Annotated in this window: 16 protein-coding genes and 2 tRNA genes; 6 read left to right on the top strand and 12 right to left on the bottom strand. The window is 61.2% G+C overall.

Going from position 1 to position 19,449, the window contains the following annotated elements:
- Window positions 1-16: 16 nt before the first annotated feature.
- Window positions 17-1,630 (bottom strand): ABC transporter substrate-binding protein, encoded by a 1,614-nt coding sequence (locus SJY18_RS02120; RefSeq protein ID WP_396668237.1) that lies wholly within the window; start codon window positions 1,628-1,630, stop codon window positions 17-19.
- Between the two features lie 167 nt (window positions 1,631-1,797).
- Between SJY18_RS02120 and valS the strand changes: the two genes are divergently transcribed.
- Window positions 1,798-4,377 carry a valine--tRNA ligase gene (gene valS, locus SJY18_RS02115; protein WP_396668236.1) on the top strand — a complete coding sequence of 860 codons (2,580 nt, stop codon included), beginning with the start codon at window positions 1,798-1,800 and terminating at the stop codon, window positions 4,375-4,377.
- Window position 4,378: 1 nt separating this feature from the next.
- Window positions 4,379-4,624, top strand: a complete 246-nt coding sequence (locus SJY18_RS02110) for a hypothetical protein (protein WP_337338041.1) — start codon at window positions 4,379-4,381, stop codon at window positions 4,622-4,624.
- A gap of 20 nt (window positions 4,625-4,644) precedes the next feature.
- Here the strand turns inward: SJY18_RS02110 and SJY18_RS02105 are convergent, their stop codons facing one another.
- Together SJY18_RS02105 and SJY18_RS02100 are read right to left on the bottom strand one after the other, a co-directional pair.
- Window positions 4,645-4,854, bottom strand: coding sequence for a hypothetical protein (locus tag SJY18_RS02105; protein ID WP_396668235.1), 210 nt, complete (start codon window positions 4,852-4,854; stop codon window positions 4,645-4,647).
- Complete coding sequence (locus SJY18_RS02100; RefSeq protein WP_337338043.1) at window positions 4,851-5,456, bottom strand: helix-turn-helix domain-containing protein; 606 nt, start codon at window positions 5,454-5,456, stop codon at window positions 4,851-4,853. The genes SJY18_RS02105 and SJY18_RS02100 overlap by 4 nt, the downstream gene beginning before the upstream one ends.
- Before the next feature lie 83 nt (window positions 5,457-5,539).
- Here SJY18_RS02100 and SJY18_RS02095 point away from each other — a divergent pair, with 83 nt between their 5' ends.
- Complete coding sequence (locus SJY18_RS02095; protein ID WP_396668234.1) at window positions 5,540-7,591, top strand: M3 family metallopeptidase; 2,052 nt, start codon at window positions 5,540-5,542, stop codon at window positions 7,589-7,591.
- On the opposite strand, the gene clpX is transcribed toward SJY18_RS02095, so the two are convergent.
- The 5 genes from clpX to SJY18_RS02070 all read right to left on the bottom strand — a co-directional run bounded on the left by clpX (window position 7,588) and on the right by SJY18_RS02070 (window position 12,054).
- Window positions 7,588-8,856 carry an ATP-dependent Clp protease ATP-binding subunit ClpX gene (gene clpX, locus SJY18_RS02090; protein WP_396668233.1) on the bottom strand — a complete coding sequence of 423 codons (1,269 nt, stop codon included), beginning with the start codon at window positions 8,854-8,856 and terminating at the stop codon, window positions 7,588-7,590. The genes SJY18_RS02095 and clpX overlap by 4 nt on opposite strands.
- Window positions 8,857-9,024: 168 nt before the next feature.
- Window positions 9,025-9,696 (bottom strand): ATP-dependent Clp protease proteolytic subunit, encoded by a 672-nt coding sequence (locus SJY18_RS02085; protein WP_337338046.1) that lies wholly within the window; start codon window positions 9,694-9,696, stop codon window positions 9,025-9,027.
- Between the two features lie 29 nt (window positions 9,697-9,725).
- Window positions 9,726-10,322, bottom strand: coding sequence for an ATP-dependent Clp protease proteolytic subunit (locus SJY18_RS02080; protein ID WP_337338047.1), 597 nt, complete (start codon window positions 10,320-10,322; stop codon window positions 9,726-9,728).
- Window positions 10,323-10,466: 144 nt separating this feature from the next.
- Complete coding sequence (gene tig / locus SJY18_RS02075) at window positions 10,467-11,912, bottom strand: trigger factor (RefSeq protein WP_337338048.1); 1,446 nt, start codon at window positions 11,910-11,912, stop codon at window positions 10,467-10,469.
- Between the two features lie 68 nt (window positions 11,913-11,980).
- Window positions 11,981-12,054: transfer RNA gene (locus tag SJY18_RS02070), tRNA-Pro, on the bottom strand.
- A gap of 186 nt (window positions 12,055-12,240) precedes the next feature.
- Here SJY18_RS02070 and SJY18_RS02065 point away from each other — a divergent pair.
- Together SJY18_RS02065 and SJY18_RS02060 are read left to right on the top strand one after the other, a co-directional pair.
- Window positions 12,241-12,314 (top strand) — tRNA-Gly (locus SJY18_RS02065).
- A gap of 204 nt (window positions 12,315-12,518) precedes the next feature.
- Window positions 12,519-13,424, top strand: coding sequence for an alpha/beta fold hydrolase (locus SJY18_RS02060; protein ID WP_337338049.1), 906 nt, complete (start codon window positions 12,519-12,521; stop codon window positions 13,422-13,424).
- On the opposite strand, the gene SJY18_RS02055 is transcribed toward SJY18_RS02060, so the two are convergent.
- Both SJY18_RS02055 and SJY18_RS02050 read right to left on the bottom strand, forming a co-directional pair.
- The gene (locus SJY18_RS02055) at window positions 13,421-13,957 is read right to left on the bottom strand and encodes a gamma carbonic anhydrase family protein (protein WP_337338050.1); all 537 of its coding nucleotides are present in this window, start codon (window positions 13,955-13,957) and stop codon (window positions 13,421-13,423) included. The genes SJY18_RS02060 and SJY18_RS02055 overlap by 4 nt on opposite strands.
- A gap of 26 nt (window positions 13,958-13,983) precedes the next feature.
- Entirely contained in the window at window positions 13,984-16,089 is a 2,106-nt protein-coding gene (locus SJY18_RS02050; RefSeq protein WP_396668232.1) for an acyltransferase family protein, read from the bottom strand.
- 174 nt (window positions 16,090-16,263) lie between these two features.
- On the opposite strand from SJY18_RS02050, the gene SJY18_RS02045 reads away from it, so the two are divergent.
- On the top strand, window positions 16,264-16,749 hold the full coding sequence (locus SJY18_RS02045) for a Dps family protein (RefSeq protein ID WP_396668231.1): 486 nt from the start codon (window positions 16,264-16,266) through the stop codon (window positions 16,747-16,749).
- 69 nt (window positions 16,750-16,818) lie between these two features.
- On the opposite strand, the gene SJY18_RS02040 is transcribed toward SJY18_RS02045, so the two are convergent.
- The gene (locus SJY18_RS02040; protein ID WP_396668230.1) at window positions 16,819-18,324 is read right to left on the bottom strand and encodes an amidohydrolase family protein; all 1,506 of its coding nucleotides are present in this window, start codon (window positions 18,322-18,324) and stop codon (window positions 16,819-16,821) included.
- Between the two features lie 118 nt (window positions 18,325-18,442).
- Window positions 18,443-19,444 (bottom strand): Fpg/Nei family DNA glycosylase, encoded by a 1,002-nt coding sequence (locus SJY18_RS02035; RefSeq protein WP_396668229.1) that lies wholly within the window; start codon window positions 19,442-19,444, stop codon window positions 18,443-18,445.
- Window positions 19,445-19,449 lie beyond the last annotated feature (5 nt).

Genomic DNA, 19,449 nt, shown 5'->3' with positions numbered 1-19,449 from the left:
CAGCGAGGGCGTCGCTTCACTCGACAGTCACGGAGTAGAACAGCGGACGCCCGTACAGATCGTATTCGAGGCCGGCCACGGTGTCGCCAACGGCGGTGATCAGCGAAGGGCTGTAAAGGGGAACGATGGCATTGTGCTCAGCGTTCCACTCTTGGACCTCGCCGTAGATCGACGCGCGCTGTGCGGGGTCTGTAGCGGAAACCCCACTCTCAAGCAATGCGTCAAGATCGGCGTCGCTCACTTGCGATGCATTCTGAAATCCGTCTGTGTGCAGATGGTTGCGCAGCAGATCCGGGTCGACACCTGAATAGCCCCAGTCGGTGAGATCGAAGGTCTTCGGTCCGTACTGCTCGTTGTAGGCGCCCGGTTCGAGCACTTCGCGCACAATCTCAAATCCGACGTCGCGCAGGTTCTGCTGAATAGCGTTGGCAAGTGCTGCTCGATCATCGGGCACGGGCGTCCACGCGATCCATCGTGCAGAAAGCCGGTCGCCGTCTTTGACCCGGTAGCCCTCGTCGTCGTACTCCGTGAAGCCCGCTTCATCGAGCAGCGAGTTGGCGAGATCGGGGTCAAACGCCCACGTGTCTTCGAGGCCTGCGTTGTAACCGGGCGTCGTCGACCCCAGAATCGACCAGGCCCGTGGGAACTGGTCGAAGAAGATCTCTTCGACGGCAGGCTCGATGTCAATCGCTCGCGAGAAAGCTTCGCGCACGAGCGGGTCGGCGAAGACGCCATACTGCTCGTTGAGATAGAGCGAGTAGGGCAGCCCGGGGTACTCCAACGACTCGACGCTGACGTCATCGCCCAGTGTCGACGCCACGTTCGGGGGCAATTGGCTCGCCAGGTCGGCTTCGCCGCTTGTGACAACGCCTGCGCGCACAGAAGCCTCCGGCAGAATGCTCACGCGCAGCGTTTCGAATGTCGGTGCGAGGGCTCCATTCGGACCCCATGTGTAGTCAGCGTTGCGGGTGTAGATGATCTCCTGGTCCGGGATGTACTCGCTCAGCAAGAACGGTCCAGTGCCCACAGTGACGTCGGGACCACCCGCTTTGAGCTCGTCGGCGTGAGCGTCGAGCACCGCCGGCGAATAGAACCCGAGAAGCGCCGTGCTCGCTGCCTGCAGGAAGGGCGCGTAGGGCTGGGTGAACGAGACCGTCACCGTGTGGTCATCGATCACCTCGGTACCGGCGTAGAAGTCGCCGCCGAGCATGCTCGCTGCTTGCGCCGACTCTGTGGCCGGGTCGACAATCCGATCGAAGTTCGCCTTCACCGCGGTTGCGTCGAACGCTTCGCCGTCCGTGAAGGTCACGTCGTCTCGCAACATGAAGGTGTACTGCGTGGAGTCTTCAGAGATCTCCCACGAATCGGCAAGCCATGGGCTGAAAGTGCCATCGGCCTCCTGGAAGACAAGCGAGTCGAGGACGACGCGCTGCACCATTCCAGACACATCCAACTGACTCGTTTGAGGGTCCATGTGGCCCGCCGAGAGATTCGCGCCTTCGATAGCCCACACCACCTCACCCGTTGCGGGATCAGGTGACTCGGAATCGGCCGTGGCAGCGCACGATCCAAGGATCAGGCTCGCACCGACGAGAGCGGCGACAGCAGAAAGACGACGTAGCGATGGCATGACACAACCTCAGCAGCAGCAAATGGGGGAACATGACAACCGTAGCCCATTATTGGACTGAGTGGATTTACACCGTCGCAGCCGCATGCGAGCTGAGCGGTAAACTGGTGCAGCATCCACACTCAGGCACGCTCACACGGTGCCGCATATACCGGTCGAGGAGATCCATGTCCGACGCGCACATTCCCGATAAGCCCGCTCTTGAAGGCCTTGAGTCCAAATGGGACGCCGCATGGACTGCGCAGGGTACGTACGCATTCGATCGGATTCGTGCCGCAGAAGTGGGCAGGGATGGTGTGTTCTCGGTCGACACTCCCCCGCCGACAGCGTCGGGCAGCCTGCATATTGGCCACGTCTTCAGCTACACGCACACCGACGTCAAGGTGCGTTTTGAGCGCATGCGTGGCAAGACGGTCTTCTATCCGATGGGATGGGACGACAACGGGTTGCCGACCGAACGTCGAGTGCAGAACTACTACGGCGTGCGTTGCGACACCACGTTGTCCTACGACGAAGACTTCACCCCTCCCTTTGAAGGCGGCGACAACAAGAGCAGCCGCGCCGCGGACCAGGTGCCTATCAGCCGTCGCAACTTCATCGAGCTCTGTGAACGACTGACGGTCGAAGACGAGAAGCACTTCGAAGACCTATGGCGCTCGCTCGGCCTGAGTGTCGACTGGACGCAGACCTACCGCACGATCTCTGACGACACGATGCGCACAAGCCAGCGTGCGTTTCTGCAGAACCTGGAACGCGGCGAGGCCTATCAGGCAATGGCTCCCACGCTGTGGGACATCGACTTTCGCTCCGCGATTGCGCAAGCGGAGCTCGAAGACCGCGACCAGCCAGCGGCCTACCACCGCATCGCCTTCCATAAGAGTGATGGCTCGGGCGACGTGCACATTGAAACGACTCGCCCTGAACTGCTTGCGGCGTGCGTCGCGCTCGTCGCCCATCCCGATGACGAACGCTACCTGCCGCTGTTCGGCACGACCGTGCGCACCCCACTCTTCGATGTCGAGGTGCCGGTTTTGCCACACCCCTTGGCACAGAAAGACAAGGGTTCAGGGATCGCGATGATCTGCACCTTCGGCGACGTGACTGACATCATCTGGTGGCGTGAGCTTGACCTGCCAAACCGCACGATCCTGGGCAAGGACGGCCGCATCATTGCCGACGCGCCCGATGTGATTGCGACCGAGTCTGCCAAATCCGCATATGCGCAAATTGCCGGCAAGACCGTGTTCAGCGCCAAGAAGGAGGTCGTAGAGATGCTTCGCGCCTGCGGCGAGCTCGACGGCGATCCCAAACCGTTCACGCATGCAGTGAAGTTCTTTGAGAAGGGCGATCGACCGCTCGAGATCGTTTCGACCCGCCAGTGGTATTTGCGCAACGGCGCGCGCGACGAAGACCTGCGAGACAAACTGATCGCTCTGGGCCGAGAGGTATCTTGGCATCCCGATTTCATGCGCGTGCGGTACGAGAATTGGACGAATGGTCTCACGGGCGACTGGCTGGTGTCGCGCCAGCGCTTCTTCGGAGTTCCGATCCCGGTGTGGTACGGACTCGATGAGAACGCAGAGCGCGATTACAGTCGTGTGCTGACCCCTGACCTCGCGTCGCTTCCGGTAGACCCGACCACCGACGTACCGTCGGGCTTCACCGAGGATCAGCGCGGCGTCGCTGGCGGATTTGAGGGTGAAGGCGACATCTTCGACACGTGGGCGACCTCTTCGCTCACGCCACAGCTCGCGGGTGGATGGGACCGAGACCCACAGCTGTGGGATCTTGTCGCGCCATTCGACGTTCGTCCGCAAGGTCAAGACATCATTCGCACTTGGCTGTTCTCGACCATGCTGCGCAGCGCGCTCGAGGACGGCCGCGCGCCTTGGCGTGATGCGTCGATCTCGGGGTTCATCGTTGACCCAGATCGTAAGAAGATGTCGAAATCAAAGGGCAACGTCGTCACCCCCGCCGACATCCTCGTTCAGCATGGTTCCGATGCCGTTCGATATTGGGCAGCGTCCAGCAGGCTCGGCACGGACGCCGCCTTTGACCCGCAGAACCCGACGCAGATCAAGATCGGTCGTCGCCTTGCAATCAAGATCTTGAACGCAGCGAAGTTCGTGCTCTCGTTCCCCGTTCCCGAAGGCGCAGAAGTCACTCACTCACTCGATGCGTCGATGCTCACCACTCTCGATCGCGTCGTCGGCGAAGCGACGAAGGCCCTCGAAGCATTCGACCACGCACGGGCGCTTGAGGCAACCGAGTCATTCTTCTGGACCTTCTGCGACGACTACCTCGAACTCGTCAAAGAGCGGGCCTACGATCGCAGTGATGTCGGTCAGGCCTCGGCGGCCTTGGCCTTACGTACGGCTCTTTCGACGATGCTTCGCCTGTTTGCCCCGGTGCTCTCCTTCGCGACTGAAGAGTCGTGGTCTTGGTTCAACGAAGGCTCGATTCACACTGCCGAGTGGCCCAAGTCCTCGGGCACCGATGGCGACCCGGCGATTCTCATCGCGGTCGGCGAGGCGCTCATCGGAATTCGTCGCGCCAAGACCGAAGCCAAAGCGTCTCAGAAGACTCCGGTGAGCAGCGTTACGATCGCAGCAACCGAAGAGGTCATCGCACGCTTACGCACGGCCGAAGGTGATCTGAAGGCCGTGGGGCGCATCGCCGAGATCCACTACGCGATCGCCGACGCAACAGCAGTCACCGAAATCGAACTCGCACCGCAGGAGGTTTGAGATGCAGTTGGGCACACGCTGGACGTCTGGCGAGGAACCTCCACGGGCAGTCCCAGAGGGTCTGGCCCGCGGTGTGCGAGAAGTCGATGCCGCATTGCCGGTGGATCCCCTCGGTCAACCACGAGAGCGCTGGACACTCACCTGGCTCGAAGGCCGCCCGATCGCTGAACTCGACTCCGGCGTTATCGTGACCCTTGACGATTCCGGCGAGCCTGTGGTCAGCCACGACGACGACGGCGAGATGTAAGTCCGGTCTGCATGGCGCAGCTAGCGCGGCATTATTCCAAGCCCGCCAGCCGCGCTGGCATCACGGCGCTGGTCGTCCGCGCTCGCGGCAATCGCAACCCGCGAGTCGGCGACCGGTAGCGCTCGTCGTTCCAGACGTCCCGACACGTATTGCTCCAGTCGGGCGGCGGCGTAGAGAACAAGTCGTTCGTATCTCGTCGGGCGCCCGGTCTCGGCGATGAACGCGCTCACTGAAGTTCTCCTCGGTCGGGCAGCGGGAAGACATCGCTGCGGATGGTGACCGCTCGCACGCCTTCACCAGTCTGGGTACGATTCTGAGCAACAACCTCGTCAATGATCGCCATGAGCCGACGGCCGAGCTCGCGGGTCTGTTCGGCGGTGAGTTGCGTGGTGGATGTAGAGATGAGAGTGGCTTCGTGCCACTCGTCGGGCTCTGCGTTAATCCCGCGCCCGACAAACGCCATGAGCTCCTCATTGCGATTGCGCAAGAACTCGCCCATCACCACTTGGGTGGCCGCTCTGCCCGCAGGAGTCGTCATCGCATCGCGGTTCGCGAATGACACTGAACCGACCGGGCGTTCCCACCAGCGTTCCCGTCCCGTGCCGCGACCGTTGCATTCAACGATCAGATCGTGCTTGGCAAGAGCACGCAGGTGGTAGCTCGTCGAGCCGCTCGACTCCCCCAGCTGCTGCGCCAGCGAACTTGCAGTTTGCGGCCCGTATTGGCTCAAGATGTTGTACATCTTGACGCGCAGGGGGTGGGCAAGCGCCCGCAGCGCTCCGGCATCGAGAACACGCTCGGGAGACGAAGAAGCAGCAGATTCGTTGACCATACGGCGATCTTAGCCGTGCAAAGAGAGCTTTGCAAGTGTTTCTTTGCAACAGAACCTTTGGGGTTTCAAGGTAGGCTCATCTCATGCCAACTGACAATCCACTGCTCGTTGACTCTGCGCTCCCCTACGGATTGCCGGATTACCGGCGCGTACGACCCGAGCACTTTATGCCGGCCTTCGAACGGGCGTTTGCAGAGCACCGCGCCGAGATTCAAAACATCACTCGGGTTCGGTCGATGCCGACATTCGAGAACACAATGGTTGCACTCGAACGTAGTGGGGAATTGCTCGGCAGGGTCGCGCGAACGTTCTACACAGTCTCGTCGGCGCATGCGACGCCAGAGATTCAAGAGATCGATGAAGCTCTTGCGCCCCTCATGTCGGCACACCAAGACTCGGTGCAGCTCAACGCTGACCTGTACTGGCGCATCAAGACCCTGCACGATCAGCGTGACTCACTCGTGCTCGAAGACGAACAGCGCTATCTCGTCGAACGGTACTACCGTGAAATGACCCACGCGGGTGCGGGCCTTGACGGCGAGGCGAAGAAGGCATTGACGGCCATCAACCAGGAGCTGTCGATACGCACCAACGTGTTCGAGAAGAATCTGCTCGCAGACACCAACGACCTGGCCCTGATCTTCACCGATGAGGCTCAACTCGACGGCTTGAGTGATGGCGAGCTCTCTGCTGCTGCCCAAGCTGCAGCGGATCGTGGTCTCGAGGGTCAATGGCTAGTGACGCTCACTCTGTTCACCGGTCACCCCTATCTCGCGTCACTCACAAACCGTGAGAGTCGCAAGAGAATTCTGGATGCTTCTCGCATGCGGGGTAGGCGCGAGAACGAGAACAGCAACGGCCCGGTGCTTCTCGAGATCGTGCGGCTTCGCGCCGAGCGGGCAGCCATCTTGGGATATGACTCACACGCGGCGTATGTCACTGCAGATGAAACTGCTGGCTCTCCCGACGCAGTGCACTCGTTGCTGCGACAGCTGGCGCTTCCGGCAGCGTCAAACGCCGCGAAGGAACAGTCGGCGCTGCAAGCGATAGTCGACGCGGAACCGCGACCGTTCCCTCTCGAGGCACACGATTGGGCGTTCTACACGGAGCGAGTGCGAGCGGCTACCTACGATCTCGACCGGGCTGCTCTGCGACCATGGTTCGAAGCCGAACGTGTACTACGAGATGGCGTATTTCGCGCGGCAACAGAGCTGTACGGGGTGACCTTCACCGAGCGTGCGGACCTGCCCAGCTATCACCCTGACGCACGCATCTTCGAACTGCACAATGACGACGGCTCGCCGCTAGGACTGTTCATACTCGACCTGTACACGCGCGACACCAAACGAGGTGGCGCGTGGATGAACTCGATCGTTGACCAATCGACGCTACTCGGCACCGCACCGATCGTGGTGAACAATCTCAACGTATCGAAGCCATCGGCAGGAAAGCCCACCCTGCTCTCGCTCGACGAGGTGAATACGCTCTTCCACGAGTTCGGGCACGCCCTGCACGGCCTGTTTGCAACCGTGACCTACCCGCACTTCGCGGGAACGAATGTGTTCCGCGACTTTGTCGAGTTTCCAAGCCAGGTCAACGAGATGTGGATGTTCTGGCCCGAGATTCTGGCCCAATATGCGCGGCACGTCGAGACGAATGAACCGCTGCCGGCAGATGTGATCCAGAAGCTGCAAGACTCAGAAGCTTTCAACCAGGGGTTCGCAACCAGCGAATATCTGGCGGCCTCATGGCTGGATCAGGCATGGCACTCCCTCAACAGCGACGAGGCGGCAGCCATTGTCGATGCAGACGCTTTCGAAGCGGCAGCTCTCGCCGACATCGGACTCGACAATCCAGCCGTACCCACGCGCTACTCGTCGACATACTTCGCGCACGTCTTCTCGGGTGGGTACAGCGCTGGCTACTACTCGTATATCTGGAGCGAGGTGCTCGATGCTGACACGGTGGAATGGTTCATCGAGCAAGGCGGCCTCACGCGCACGAACGGTGACCGATTCCGACAGCGGCTCCTCGGAGTCGGCGGATCCAAAGACCCACTCGAGGCGTACCGCGACTTCCGCGGCCGCCCCGCTGAGATCGAACCGCTGCTGAAACGGCGAGGACTCGCGGGCTAGGCGCTCTTGCGCTTTTCGCGCACGACGAGCGTCGGCTGAGCGCGTTCCTCGACGGATGCACGGGTGATGATGACCTTGTCGACGTCGTCTGTTGAGGGGATGTCGAACATGATCGGACCCAGCACATCTTCCAGGATCGCGCGCAGTCCGCGTGCTCCGGTCTTTCGCTCTACCGCGAGGTCGGCGATGGCGGCCAACGCACCTTCGTCGAACTCGAGTTCGACACCGTCGAGTTCGAACATGCGCTGATACTGCTTGACCAAGGCGTTCTTCGGCTCGGACAGAATCTCGATCAAAGCGGCGCGGTCAAGCGGCGATACTGACGCGATCACGGGCAAACGGCCAATGAATTCGGGAATCAACCCGAACTTGTGCAGGTCTTCTGGCCGCACTTCACCGAAAAGGTCGAGATTGTCATCCTTCTCTTGCAGGGTGGCGCCGAAGCCAATGCCGTGTTTGCCGACGCGTGCAGAAACAATGTCGTCGAGTCCGGCGAATGCACCGGCCACGATGAAGAGAACATTCGTGGTGTCAATCTGGATGAACTCCTGATGCGGATGCTTGCGACCACCCTGCGGGGGCACCGAGGCAACGGTGCCCTCAAGGATCTTCAGAAGCGCTTGCTGCACACCTTCACCCGAGACGTCTCGCGTAATTGACGGGTTCTCGGCCTTGCGGGCGATCTTGTCGACCTCATCGATGTAGATGATGCCCGTTTCGGCGCGCTTGGTGTCGAAATCAGCGGCCTGGAGCAACTTGAGAAGTATGTTCTCGACGTCTTCGCCTACGTAGCCTGCTTCGGTGAGTGCGGTCGCGTCTGCAACTGCGAACGGTACGTTCAGACGCTTCGCCAGGGTCTGTGCCAGATAGGTTTTTCCGCAGCCGGTGGGGCCCAACAGCAAAATGTTGCTCTTGGCGATCTCGATCTCATCAGCGCGTTGTTCCGCTGACTGGATGGTTCCCTGCGCGCGCACCCGCTTGTAGTGGTTGTACACCGCTACCGACAGCGCCCGCTTTGCCGCGAGTTGCCCGACGACGTACTCGTCGAGGTAGCCGAAGATCTCACGAGGTTTCGGCAGTTCGAACTCGACTACTTCTCCGGAAGACGACTCTGCCATGCGTTCTTCGATGATCTCGTTGCAGAGCTCAACGCATTCGTCACAGATGTAAACGCCCGGTCCCGCAATGAGCTGCTGAACCTGTTTCTGACTCTTTCCGCAGAAGGAACACTTGAACAGGTCGGCACTCTCACCGATGCGAGCCATGAGGCTTCTCCTCGTCTTGCCAGGACGACCCCGGCTTTCAACAGAGCCTAACCGCTGACACCGACAACCACCGGGATTGCGACACGGTCTGTGCATGGTTGTCGTTCGCTGTGCGCGCAACGAAGTGCCCCACCGCCTTTTCGGCGGTGGGGCACTTCGTTCAAGGAACTACTTGGTCAATGCGGCAGGGCCACGCTTGCGCGTGCTCAGCACCTGGTCGATGAGCCCGTAGCTGAGTGCCTCATCGGCCGACAGAATCTTGTCGCGATCGATGTCCTTATTGACCTCGGCCTGACTCTTGCCCGAATGCGCAGCAAGGGTTTCTTCGAGCCAGGTTCGCATGCGCAAGATCTCTGCGGCCTGAATCTCGATGTCGGAAGCCTGTCCGTGTCCGGCTTCGCCGACGGCGGGCTGGTGAATCAGGATTCGCGCGTTCGGCAACGCGAGCCGCTTGCCGGGGGTTCCGGCCGCCAGCAATACAGCGGCGGCAGATGCTGCCTGACCGAGTACCACGGTCTGAATCTGCGGCGCGACGAACTGCATCGTGTCGTAGATCGCGGTCATCGCGGTGAACGAGCCGCCGGGCGAGTTGATGTACATGATGATGTCGCGGTCGGGGTCCTGGCTTTCCAGCACCAGCAACTGCGCCATGACGTCGTCGGCTGACGCGTCGTCAACCTGCACGCCAAGGAAGATGATTCGATCCTCGAACAGCTTGTTGTACGGGTCCTGGCGCTTATAGCCGTACGCGGTGCGCTCTTCGAACTGCGGAAGGACGTAGCGGCTGCCGGGTGACTGAAGCGCCTGGGGCTCGGCGTTTCCGAAGGTGGGGGTGTGCATGTGCGGTTCTCTCTCTTTCGCCTTCGGGATCAGCTTGCGTCTTCAGCGGCCGTGCCGCCACCACCGACGACATCGCTCAGATGTGCGCGGATGTGATCGACGAAGCCATATTCAAGAGCTTCTTCTGCGGTGAACCAGCGATCACGGTCGCCGTCGGCGTTGATCTGTTCAACAGACTTGCCCGTCTGAGCTGCTGTGATCTCGGCAAGCCGACGCTTCATCGAGAGAATGAGCTGGGCCTGCGTCTGGATGTCGCTCGAGGTGCCACCGAAACCACCGTGTGGCTGGTGAAGCAGCACGCGCGCGTTAGGCGTGATGTATCGCTTGCCCTTGGTGCCGCTCGTCAGCAGTAACTGGCCCATCGAAGCGGCCATGCCGATACCCACGGTCACGATGTCGTTCGGCACGAACTGCATCGTGTCGTAGATCGCCATTCCGGCCGTAATAGAACCGCCTGGCGAGTTGATGTAGAGGTAGATGTCCTTCTCAGCGTCTTCGGCAGCGAGAAGCAGAATCTTCGCGCAGATCTCATTGGCGTTCTCGTCACGCACTTCAGATCCGAGCCAGATGATGCGATCTTTCAGCAGCCTGTCGAAGACACTCGTCGCCATAAGCGGTTCTGGCATATTCACTCCTGTTTCGGTGGTCTTGACATCGAATCTACCGGCGCGAGCGCCGTGACCCGCCCGTGTTCGCCCTGGGCAGAGCGGATGAACGAGTGAGGGGTGGATGCCGCAGCATCCACCCCTCACTCTTTGTCGTCTAAACGACTACTCCTTGTCGGCAGCAGGCTTCTTGGCCGGTGCCTTTTTCGCAGCGGGCTTCTTGGCAGCCTTCTTCGGCGCCTCCTCAGCCTCGATCACTGCGTCAGCCTCTTCTGCCGCCTCAACGATCTCTTCAGCCTCGGAAACTACGTCTTCCTCAGCTGCCTCTTCGTCTTCGACCGCAATGAATCCAGTCAGATCGACTGCTTTGCCGTTGGTGTCGACAACCGAGACCTTGCCCAGAGCGACAGCAAGCGCCTTGTTGCGCGCAACTTCGCCGACCATAGCGGGCAGCTGGTTGTTCTCTTGCAGAGCGTTCACGAAGTCCTGCGGCGACATGCCGTACTGAGCCGACGACTGCACGAGGTACTGTGTGAGTTCGTCCTGCGAGACCTGCACGTTGACGCTCTCAGCAATCTTGTCGAGCAGCATCTGAGTCTTGAACTGCTTCTCGCTCGCCTCAGCGACCTCGGCGCGGTGCTCGTCGTCTTCGAGGCGATTCTCACCCTCGAGGTGGTTGTTGACCTCGTCGTCGATCAGCTGCTGCGGAACCGGAATCTCAACGGTCTCAAGAAGCTGCTCGATGAGCTTGTCGCGTGCTGCAGAGCCCTGGGTGAAGACCGACTGCTGACCGACCTTCTCGCTCAGGCTGTCACGCAGTTCTGCGACGGTGTCGAACTCGCTGGCAATCTGCGCGAAGTCATCGTCGGCTTCAGGAAGCTCCCGCTCCTTGACTGCCTTGACGGTGACCGCAACCTCAGCTTCTTCACCGGCGTGGTCGCCGCCAACGAGCTTCGAACGGAACGTCGTGTCTTCACCAGCGGTGAGAGACTCGATTGCTTCGTCGATGCCCTCAAGCAGTTCGCCCGAGCCGAGTTCGTAAGAAACACCCTCTGCGCGGTCGATCTCGTTGCCGTCAATTGCAGCGACGAGGTCGAGTTCAACGAAGTCGCCGGTTGCCGCGGGGCGATCCACAGGCACGAGAGTGCCGAAGCGTGCGCGAAGAGTGTTGAGCTCCTCGTCGATTGCAGCTTCATCGACCTCTACGGCGTCGACCTCGATCGTGGTTCCCTCGAAGGCGGGCAGTTCGAACTCGGGCCGAACGTCGACTTCTACTTCGACCTTGAGGTCACCTGAAAAGTCCTTTTCCGCGGGCCATTCGATGACCTCGGCGTTGGGACGGCCCATGACGCGCAGCTCGTTCGCGGTGACTGCCTCGCGGTAGTAGTTGTCGAGGCCTTCGCTGACAGCGTGCTCGAGAACGGCGACGCGACCGACGCGCTGGTCAATGATCGGAGCCGGAACCTTGCCCTTGCGGAATCCAGGAATCTGGATGTCCTTGGCAATGTGCTCGTATGCGTGAGCGATGCTCGGCTTGAGCTCTTCCGGGCTTACCGTGATGTGGAGCTTGACCCGAGTGGGGCTGAGCGTCTCGACGGTGCTGTTCACCATGCCTATTAGTTCTCCTCGTTTGGACCGCAAAATACCGCGGCGGTTGAAGGTCTGTTCGCTGGATACTGTCGGGGCGACAGGATTCGAACCTGCGACTTCCCGCTCCCAAAGCGGGCGCTCTACCAAGCTGAGCTACGCCCCGGGCGGCTGCGCACACAGCTGTGTACGATTTCGGCCCAGTGCAGTCTAGCCGACACATCTGTGCTGTTGCTCCGCACGCGATCCGCGACAGAACAACGTGTCACGAAGGTGCTCAAGTTGTGATTAGAATTGTGGATGCTGCGGGGATGTCTTTCCCGCAGAAACCCATCCGGCATCCGCCCGATGCGGGGCTGTAGCTTAGTGGTAAAGCCTCTGTCTTCCAAACAGATGATGCGAGTTCGATTCTCGTCAGCCCCTCCAAAGAAAAACCCCCGGTCATGCCGGGGGTTTTTTGTCTGACTGTCGCAACGGCTTCTGTTCTACCGCTGGCTGCGCCGGTCAGGTTCCGCGTCTTGCCATCGCAGTCGACGAATCACCCGATATCGGCGATGACTTGCATGAGTTGCAGTGAAATGATGTGAGCACGCCGCACTGGCCGTACATCTCCTGCCAAAGGATCGCGACATGACCTCGACGAATGGCCCGATCGGGGCCGCGCCCGCTCGCAAGCTCCCCAGGAAGCCCGCCTCCCGACTTGCGGAGAAATGGACACACGTCGACGACGTCGATGTGTTCTACCGCGAGTCCCCCGTGGTGCCTGCGGATAGCCGCGTGATGGCTCATATTCACGGGTTCGGGCTGTCGGGGCGCTATCTGCTGCCCACGGCCGAGATTCTGGCGGACGATTTTCATACCTATGTGCCTGACCTGCCCGGTTTCGGACGAAGCGGACGCAAAAAGGGAATGCTCGATATTCCAGAACTTGCTCATGCCACGGCTTCATTCCTCGACGATCGAGGAGTAGACAAAGCCACTCTGGTCGGAAACTCAATGGGATGTCCGGTCATCATCGAGTTCGCGCACCACTATCCCGACAGAATCGATCGCGCTGTTCTTGTGTCGCCAGCTGGCGGCGCGTTCAACCAGCCATTGCGGCGCGCCATCGGGCAATTGTCAAAAGATGCCGTCCGAGAGCCCACGCGTATGGCGACAGTCGCCGTGCCGGACTATCTGCGTTTCGGAGTGCCGAGCACAGTGCGCCTGTTCAAGGCCCTCACGCAGTACCCGTCGCTCCAGCGACTCCTTGAACTGCGCATCCCCACACTGGTCGTGCTCGGCGAACACGACCCCCTACTCCCCCACGCACATCGAATCGATGAAGTCGCCAGCCAAGTCGACAGCCATGTGCTCGTGGTGCTGCTCGAGGGTGCCGCACACGCCATCAACTTCAGTCACCCAGGGCAGCTCGCACACGTCATCAAGCTCTTCATGGATGACAAGCCGATCCTCAATGACCCCGCCTGGCCCGGACACGTGCGGTTGTATGAGGTGCACCGGGGTGCGAATCATCCGACCGGCGAGGTCGACTAGAGCGCAACCGCTTGCTCATGTGCCGCGAGGTGCTCGCGGTAGTTCTGGGCGTTTCGAAGAATTCCGTCACGCTCTTCAAGCGACAGCTCGCGACGCACCTTGGCGGGAACGCCTGCAACCAGTGACCCGGGCGGCACCACAGTGCCCTCGAGCACGACAGCACCGGCCGCCACCAGGCTTCCCGCCCCGATCACAGCGCCAGTGAGCACCACGCTTCCCATACCGATCAACGAACCGTCACCAATAGTGCAGCCGTGCACAACCGCGTTGTGCCCGACCGAGACGTCTTCTCCGATAAACAGCGGCGAGCCGCGGTCTACGTGCACAGAAACGTTGTCTTGCAGGTTGCTACCGGCCCCGATCGTGATGGAGTCGCTGTCAGCACGCAACACAGCGTTGTACCAAACACTTGCGCCTTCACCTAGAGTGACAGCCCCGATGAGACGGGCGCCGGCGGCAATGAACGCTTCGGCATGAATGTCAGGCGCATGGCCTCCGACAGAGAGGATCGTGGCACCGGCAGCAAGAGTCATGCCACTGACAATACGGGGCGTGACCGCTAGCGCGCAGCTAGCGCGTCGGCTACTGATTGTTCGTACCAGGGCGCAAGGGAATCGGCGAAGGTGACCGTCAAATGATCTTGATCGCGGTAGATATTCGCCCCGCCCACAACGGTGCTGCACACCTCGGGACCGCAAAAGACATCGGTGAAGTCGAGCAGGGTGACCCCTTCAATTCCTCCCGCCGCGCCGCGCAGGGGGTCGTCTTGAACCAACACGTCATCTCGTGCACCGACGCAGGTCGCAGCATCCCTCGTTCTCAAACACTTGTTCGGGTCGGTTTCCCACACTGGGTTGTCGACGACCGTGATGACCGGGATGCCCTCATCGAGCACTTCGGACCATGCTTCTTGGTAGCCAGAAACTGCGGCATCGTATGAAGAATCAAACCCCTGAGCGGAATAGGGGGTTGTCGCTATCGCCGCGGTGAACACTGCGTCGAGGTCTGCATCGGTGATCGCGGCGCGCACCTCGTCGCGCCATTGCGTGCAGGCTTCGCCGAATGCGCCCGGTGTGGAAAGGGGCGTGGTGTTCCACGGGCATGCGCCCTTGAACCACGTCACCAGTTGCCAGCCGTTGGCCTCGGCGAGCTGCTGAAAAGTCGAGAGCAGCTGGTATGCGTGGCTATCGCCCACCAGCGCTACGCGCGGTGCCTCAGGATCATCAGAGCCGAACGTGCATGACACGGGGCGCGAATCGGTCAACTGCACAAAGCACTGCTCGTCGGCCGGCCTGTCCACGCCCGCAAAGCCCGGTGCTGGCAACACGGCGTCACCGAAATCAACGTCACCACACGCTTCATCGAGTACCACCGCTGCGCCAAAACAAGTGGGCGGATCGTCACGGAGTTCTTCTAGCCCGCGTACGCCAGCTGCATAAGCCGGAGCGTTCACACCCCACGCGGCAACAGCAACGACGGCGACGAGCAACATCGCTCCGAGCGAGGAGAACAGCGTCACGCGCGGAGGCCGCGAGGTCAGAACCTTCCAGCGACGCGCGGGGTCTTCCACGAACCGCTTCGTCAGCCACGCAAGCACGAAGCAGAGCACGAGCAGGGCGAGCCGGTGGTAGATCGTGAGTCCCCAAAACGGTACCGAAGGCGCGATGATGATCAATGGCCAGTGCCAGAGATACAGCGAGTACGAGATATCGCCGATGAACTGGGCCGGGCGAATCGCGAGCACTCGTGTGGGGTACCACCAGCGCTCAGTGTTTGACGCTGCAATCACCGCAGCCGCGCCCAGAGTAGGTATTGCCGCCATATACCCCGGGAACGGTGTCTGGCCATCGAACTGCACCGCTGCGTAGAGAATCGCGACCAATCCTGCCCAACCGAGAACAAAGCTCGCCAGCGCGTGCTTCACACGCAACCACGGTACCAGCGCGATCATCGCACCCACGCCGAACTGCCACATCCGGCCGAATGTCACGAAATACGCTGGCGCCGGGTCGGTCAGCGTGAACACAACGCAGAAGACGAATGACGCCAGCGAGATCACAGCGAGTGTGACGATGACCGCCTTTCGGCGCGCGCCCGAAAACCATTTGACGCCGATCCACGCCGCGAGAAGCATGAGCAGCGGCCACATCACGTAGAACTGCTCTTCGAGTGACAGTGACCAATAGTGCTGCACGGTCGTGGGATCACCGGAATGATTCAGATAGTCAGCCGAATTGATCGCCAAGTACCAGTTCTCGACATAAAACGTCGACGCTAGAATCTCGCGCACTTCGTTCGGCAAGGCCGAGGTAGGCGTGAGGTACGGAGACATGGCGACGAGCGCTGAGAAGAGCAGCACGAGAAGTGATGCTGGCAACAGCCGACGGGCCCGGCGGGCCCAGAACTGCCCAAGGCGAACCGTGCCCGTTGCGGTCAATTCGCGCATCAGATGCGCCGTGATCAAGAACCCCGAGATGACGAAGAAGATGTCGACGCCGACGTAGCCGCCTGTGAGACGGCCAGGCCAAAAGTGGTACAGCACGACGCAGAGAACGGCGATCGCACGAAGTCCCTGCACATGCGGCAGGAAGGTCGTCGCGGTTTGGTGTTCGGGTGAGGTTGACACCGCGCGCGCGGACCCAAGCTCGTGATCAGCGGAAGGCACGCCTCGACGTTAGTCGGTGGAGCAACCATTCCAGGTAGCGACTAGCGTCGCGGCACGTTCTGGTTAGCCGAGCCTTGTCTTGCTTGCGGAATTTCCAGGGCTGAGTAGCGTTACACGAGACGAGACAGATCCGCCCCAACCGGGGCCCTTTGATCTGAGATGGAGGCGCTCAACATGAGCAAGACGCAAACTACCGCAGCCACAGCCGCAGACCCCAACACCGCTGCAGCAGCAGCCCAATTCCTCACTCCTGTCGTCATCGGCCTGCAGTCGCTCGCCGTAAACGGAAAGCAGGCGCACTGGAATGTTCGCGGCGCGAACTTCATCGCAATCCACGAGCTTCTCGACACAATTGTCGGCAACGCGCAGAACGGCGCAGATACTGCCGCCGAACGGATCGTCGCGCTTGGCCTTCCCGTAGACGCGCGCGTTTCTACAGTCGCTGACAAAGCCTCTAAGACCGCTGTAGCGGCCGGGTTCTCGCAGTGGGATGACACGGTTCGCTCGGTGATCTCCGACATGGACGCTGTGATCGCAGATGTGAAGGCAGCCGTCGACGGACTGGACGAGTTCGATCTGACGAGCCAGGACGTCGCCATCAGCATCATGCAGTCGCTCGAGAAAGACCGTTGGTTCCTCTTCGCGCACGTCGCGGCATAGCAACACCACGCACGCAGAACGGCCTTCGACTCACGAGTCGGAGGCCGTTTTGCGTTGCCGCACCGCTTTCTAGCCGCGGTGGGTGAGCCGACCCTCGAGCATCGTCGCGAGCACTTTCATCGAGCGCAGTCCAGTCTCGTCTGCAGTCGACGGATCGTGTGCACACAGTACGAGATCGGCGACCGCGCCGGGCTCGATCCGGGCGACGCTGGCGGAGCCGCCGTGGGTGGACGCGCCGAGGGCTGTTCGCACGTTTACCCGCTGGTGATCCTGCCACGCAGGGCGGCCATCTCGAGTACGGAAGACGGCGGCGGCGATCCCCGCCCACGGATCCAACGGTGACACTGGGGCGTCCGAACCGAAGAGCAGGTTGACGCCCCCGTCAGCCAGCGCCCGCAGCGGATACGGTTGCGCCGTTTGCGTCTGCCAGATGGTGTCGGCGAGATCGCGGTCATCGATAGCGTGCTCGGGTTGCACGCTGGCGCCGATACCCAGCCTTGCAAAGCGTGGAATATCAGCGTGAGAGACCAACTGCGCGTGTTCGATTGTTCCCCACGCGCCGGTGGTCGCGAATGCATCGAGGGCGTGAGAGTTCGCCACATCGCCGATGGCATGAATAGCGCAGGCGAGGCCCGAAACCGTCGCTCGGGTCATCAGATCCACGAGTGTCTCGGGATCGATAGTGAGCAGGCCGTGATTGTGCTCATCGTCTGGGTACGCGTGTGAACACGCCGCAGTACGAGTGCCGAGCGAACCATCTGTGATCACTTTCATCGGACCGACCCGTGCGAGATGAGAGTTCGATCCTCGGGCGTCGTCGCCCGTCTGCAGCCCCTCCGAGATGGCTCGATCAAGGTCGTGCGGATAGATTCCAAACTCCACGCGCAAGGTGTCGAAACCCCTGGCCATCCGCCGCGCCCAAGCTTCTTCGTTCCACGCCATATCGAGATCGACGAGGCCAACAACGCCTTTCGATGCCGCCTCTGCGGCCATTCGTGACACCAGCGGGTCGCTCACGTCGGCGGGGACAGCATTCAATCGCCGTGAAATCTCGAAAGCTGGCTCTTCTCGCAGCATCCCTGATTCGTCAGGCTCAAAGCCCTCTCGGCGCCACGCAGCCCAGTTCAGCCACACACTGTGCACGTCGGCATTGATGAGATACGTCGGCACCATTCCGGTCACGGCGTCGAGCGTCTCAAGGCTTGGTTCGTCGGGCCAGAAGGCATCACGAAAGCCACTGCCGACACGTCGGCCGTCGTCTCGAATGGGTGCTGTGCTCATGATCTCTGCTGCTTGGGCCGCCGAAGTGGCATGTCCCAACGGCAGACGCGTGGATTCGAGCGCCCACTGCATGACGTGAACGTGGTGATCCCACAAGCCGGGAATCAACCACGCTCCCTGAGCGTCGAGCACCCCGCCTCTGCGAGCTATGGCGCCGGCCGGTGCGATATCGACGATGAACCCGTGTGCAATGTGAACGTCGACCAGCTCGCTGCCGAAGGGGTCGACCCGCTCCGCGCCGCTGAGGCGCGCGTTCGCGATCACCGACACGTGCTCGCTCTTACCCAGACTCATCGTGCACTCTTTCGCATTTCAAGATCGCGTTTCGCTCGGCATGCGAGACGCAAATCGACGTACGGCGGGCAACATCGCATGCCTCTGGTTGTGCCGCATGCCCACCCTAAGCTTGGCGTCAGGCTTGGCAGCGCGGGCACCAGTAGAGCTTGCGGCCCGCCGTTTGCTCCATCACGATGGCCGTCCCACACACACGACAAGGCAACCCGGCGCGGTGGTAGACCCAGTGCCTGTCATCTCTGCTCGCCATAGCGCGGCGATAGGAATCCGGATCCAGGTCGTCCATGGTCATCATCTGGCCCGTCTCTACACCTACGGCAAGCATCCGTACCCAGTCGCGCCAGATCCCGCGCACGACGTCGTCGCGCACCTCACGGCCGGGGGTATGTGGGTTCTGTTGCGCGCGAAACAACAGTTCAGCGCGATACACATTGCCGATACCGCTGATAACCGACTGATCCATCAGCAGCAGGCCAATGGGAGTGGGCTTGCGCAACACAACCTGGGTGAAGCGATCTTCGCCCTCGGCCACATCATCGACGAGTGGGTCAGGCCCGAGTTTGTCGATCACCGTGGCGACCTCATCGGGGGTCTGGATAGCGCACGCAGTCGGACCGCGAAGATCTGCGCAGGTGCGGTCGGTCAAGAGGCGCAGCCGAACCTGTCCGACGGGTGGCGGCGGCCACTGCTCGCTTTCTTCGTCTGCCAGTCCCTTCGTCTGTTCCGACATGCGCACGCGAACGCGAGCACGCCGAGGCGCTCCGATGGAAGACAACGAGTTCTCGCCCGCCGCGTCCATGATCGTCTCCGCAACCTCGGTCCCCCGCTGGTTTGTCTGCCCCATCCGACCGTTCGCAGAAGCGATCGTAGGGTCGGTGAGGATCTCACCGGCAAAGTCCCACGCGCCGTACATCCCGAGGTGAACGCGGAGCCAGAAGGTTTCATCGAACTCGAGAAACATCTGTTTGCCGACCGCACGCACGGACGTCGCGGTGCAGCCGTCGATCAAGGCGGCACCTTCAGCGAATCGCCCTTGGGGGCTCACCGCGCTGAGTCGGTGCCCTACGAAGTTGCGGTCGAACTGACGGGCGATGCGATGAACCGAGTGCCCTTCGGGCATGGGGG

The sequence above is a fragment of the Microbacterium sp. R86528 genome (genome assembly GCF_044596335.1).
Lineage (GTDB): Bacteria > Actinomycetota > Actinomycetes > Actinomycetales > Microbacteriaceae > Microbacterium > Microbacterium marmarense.
This window is presented reverse-complemented; position numbering and strand designations above follow the sequence as displayed.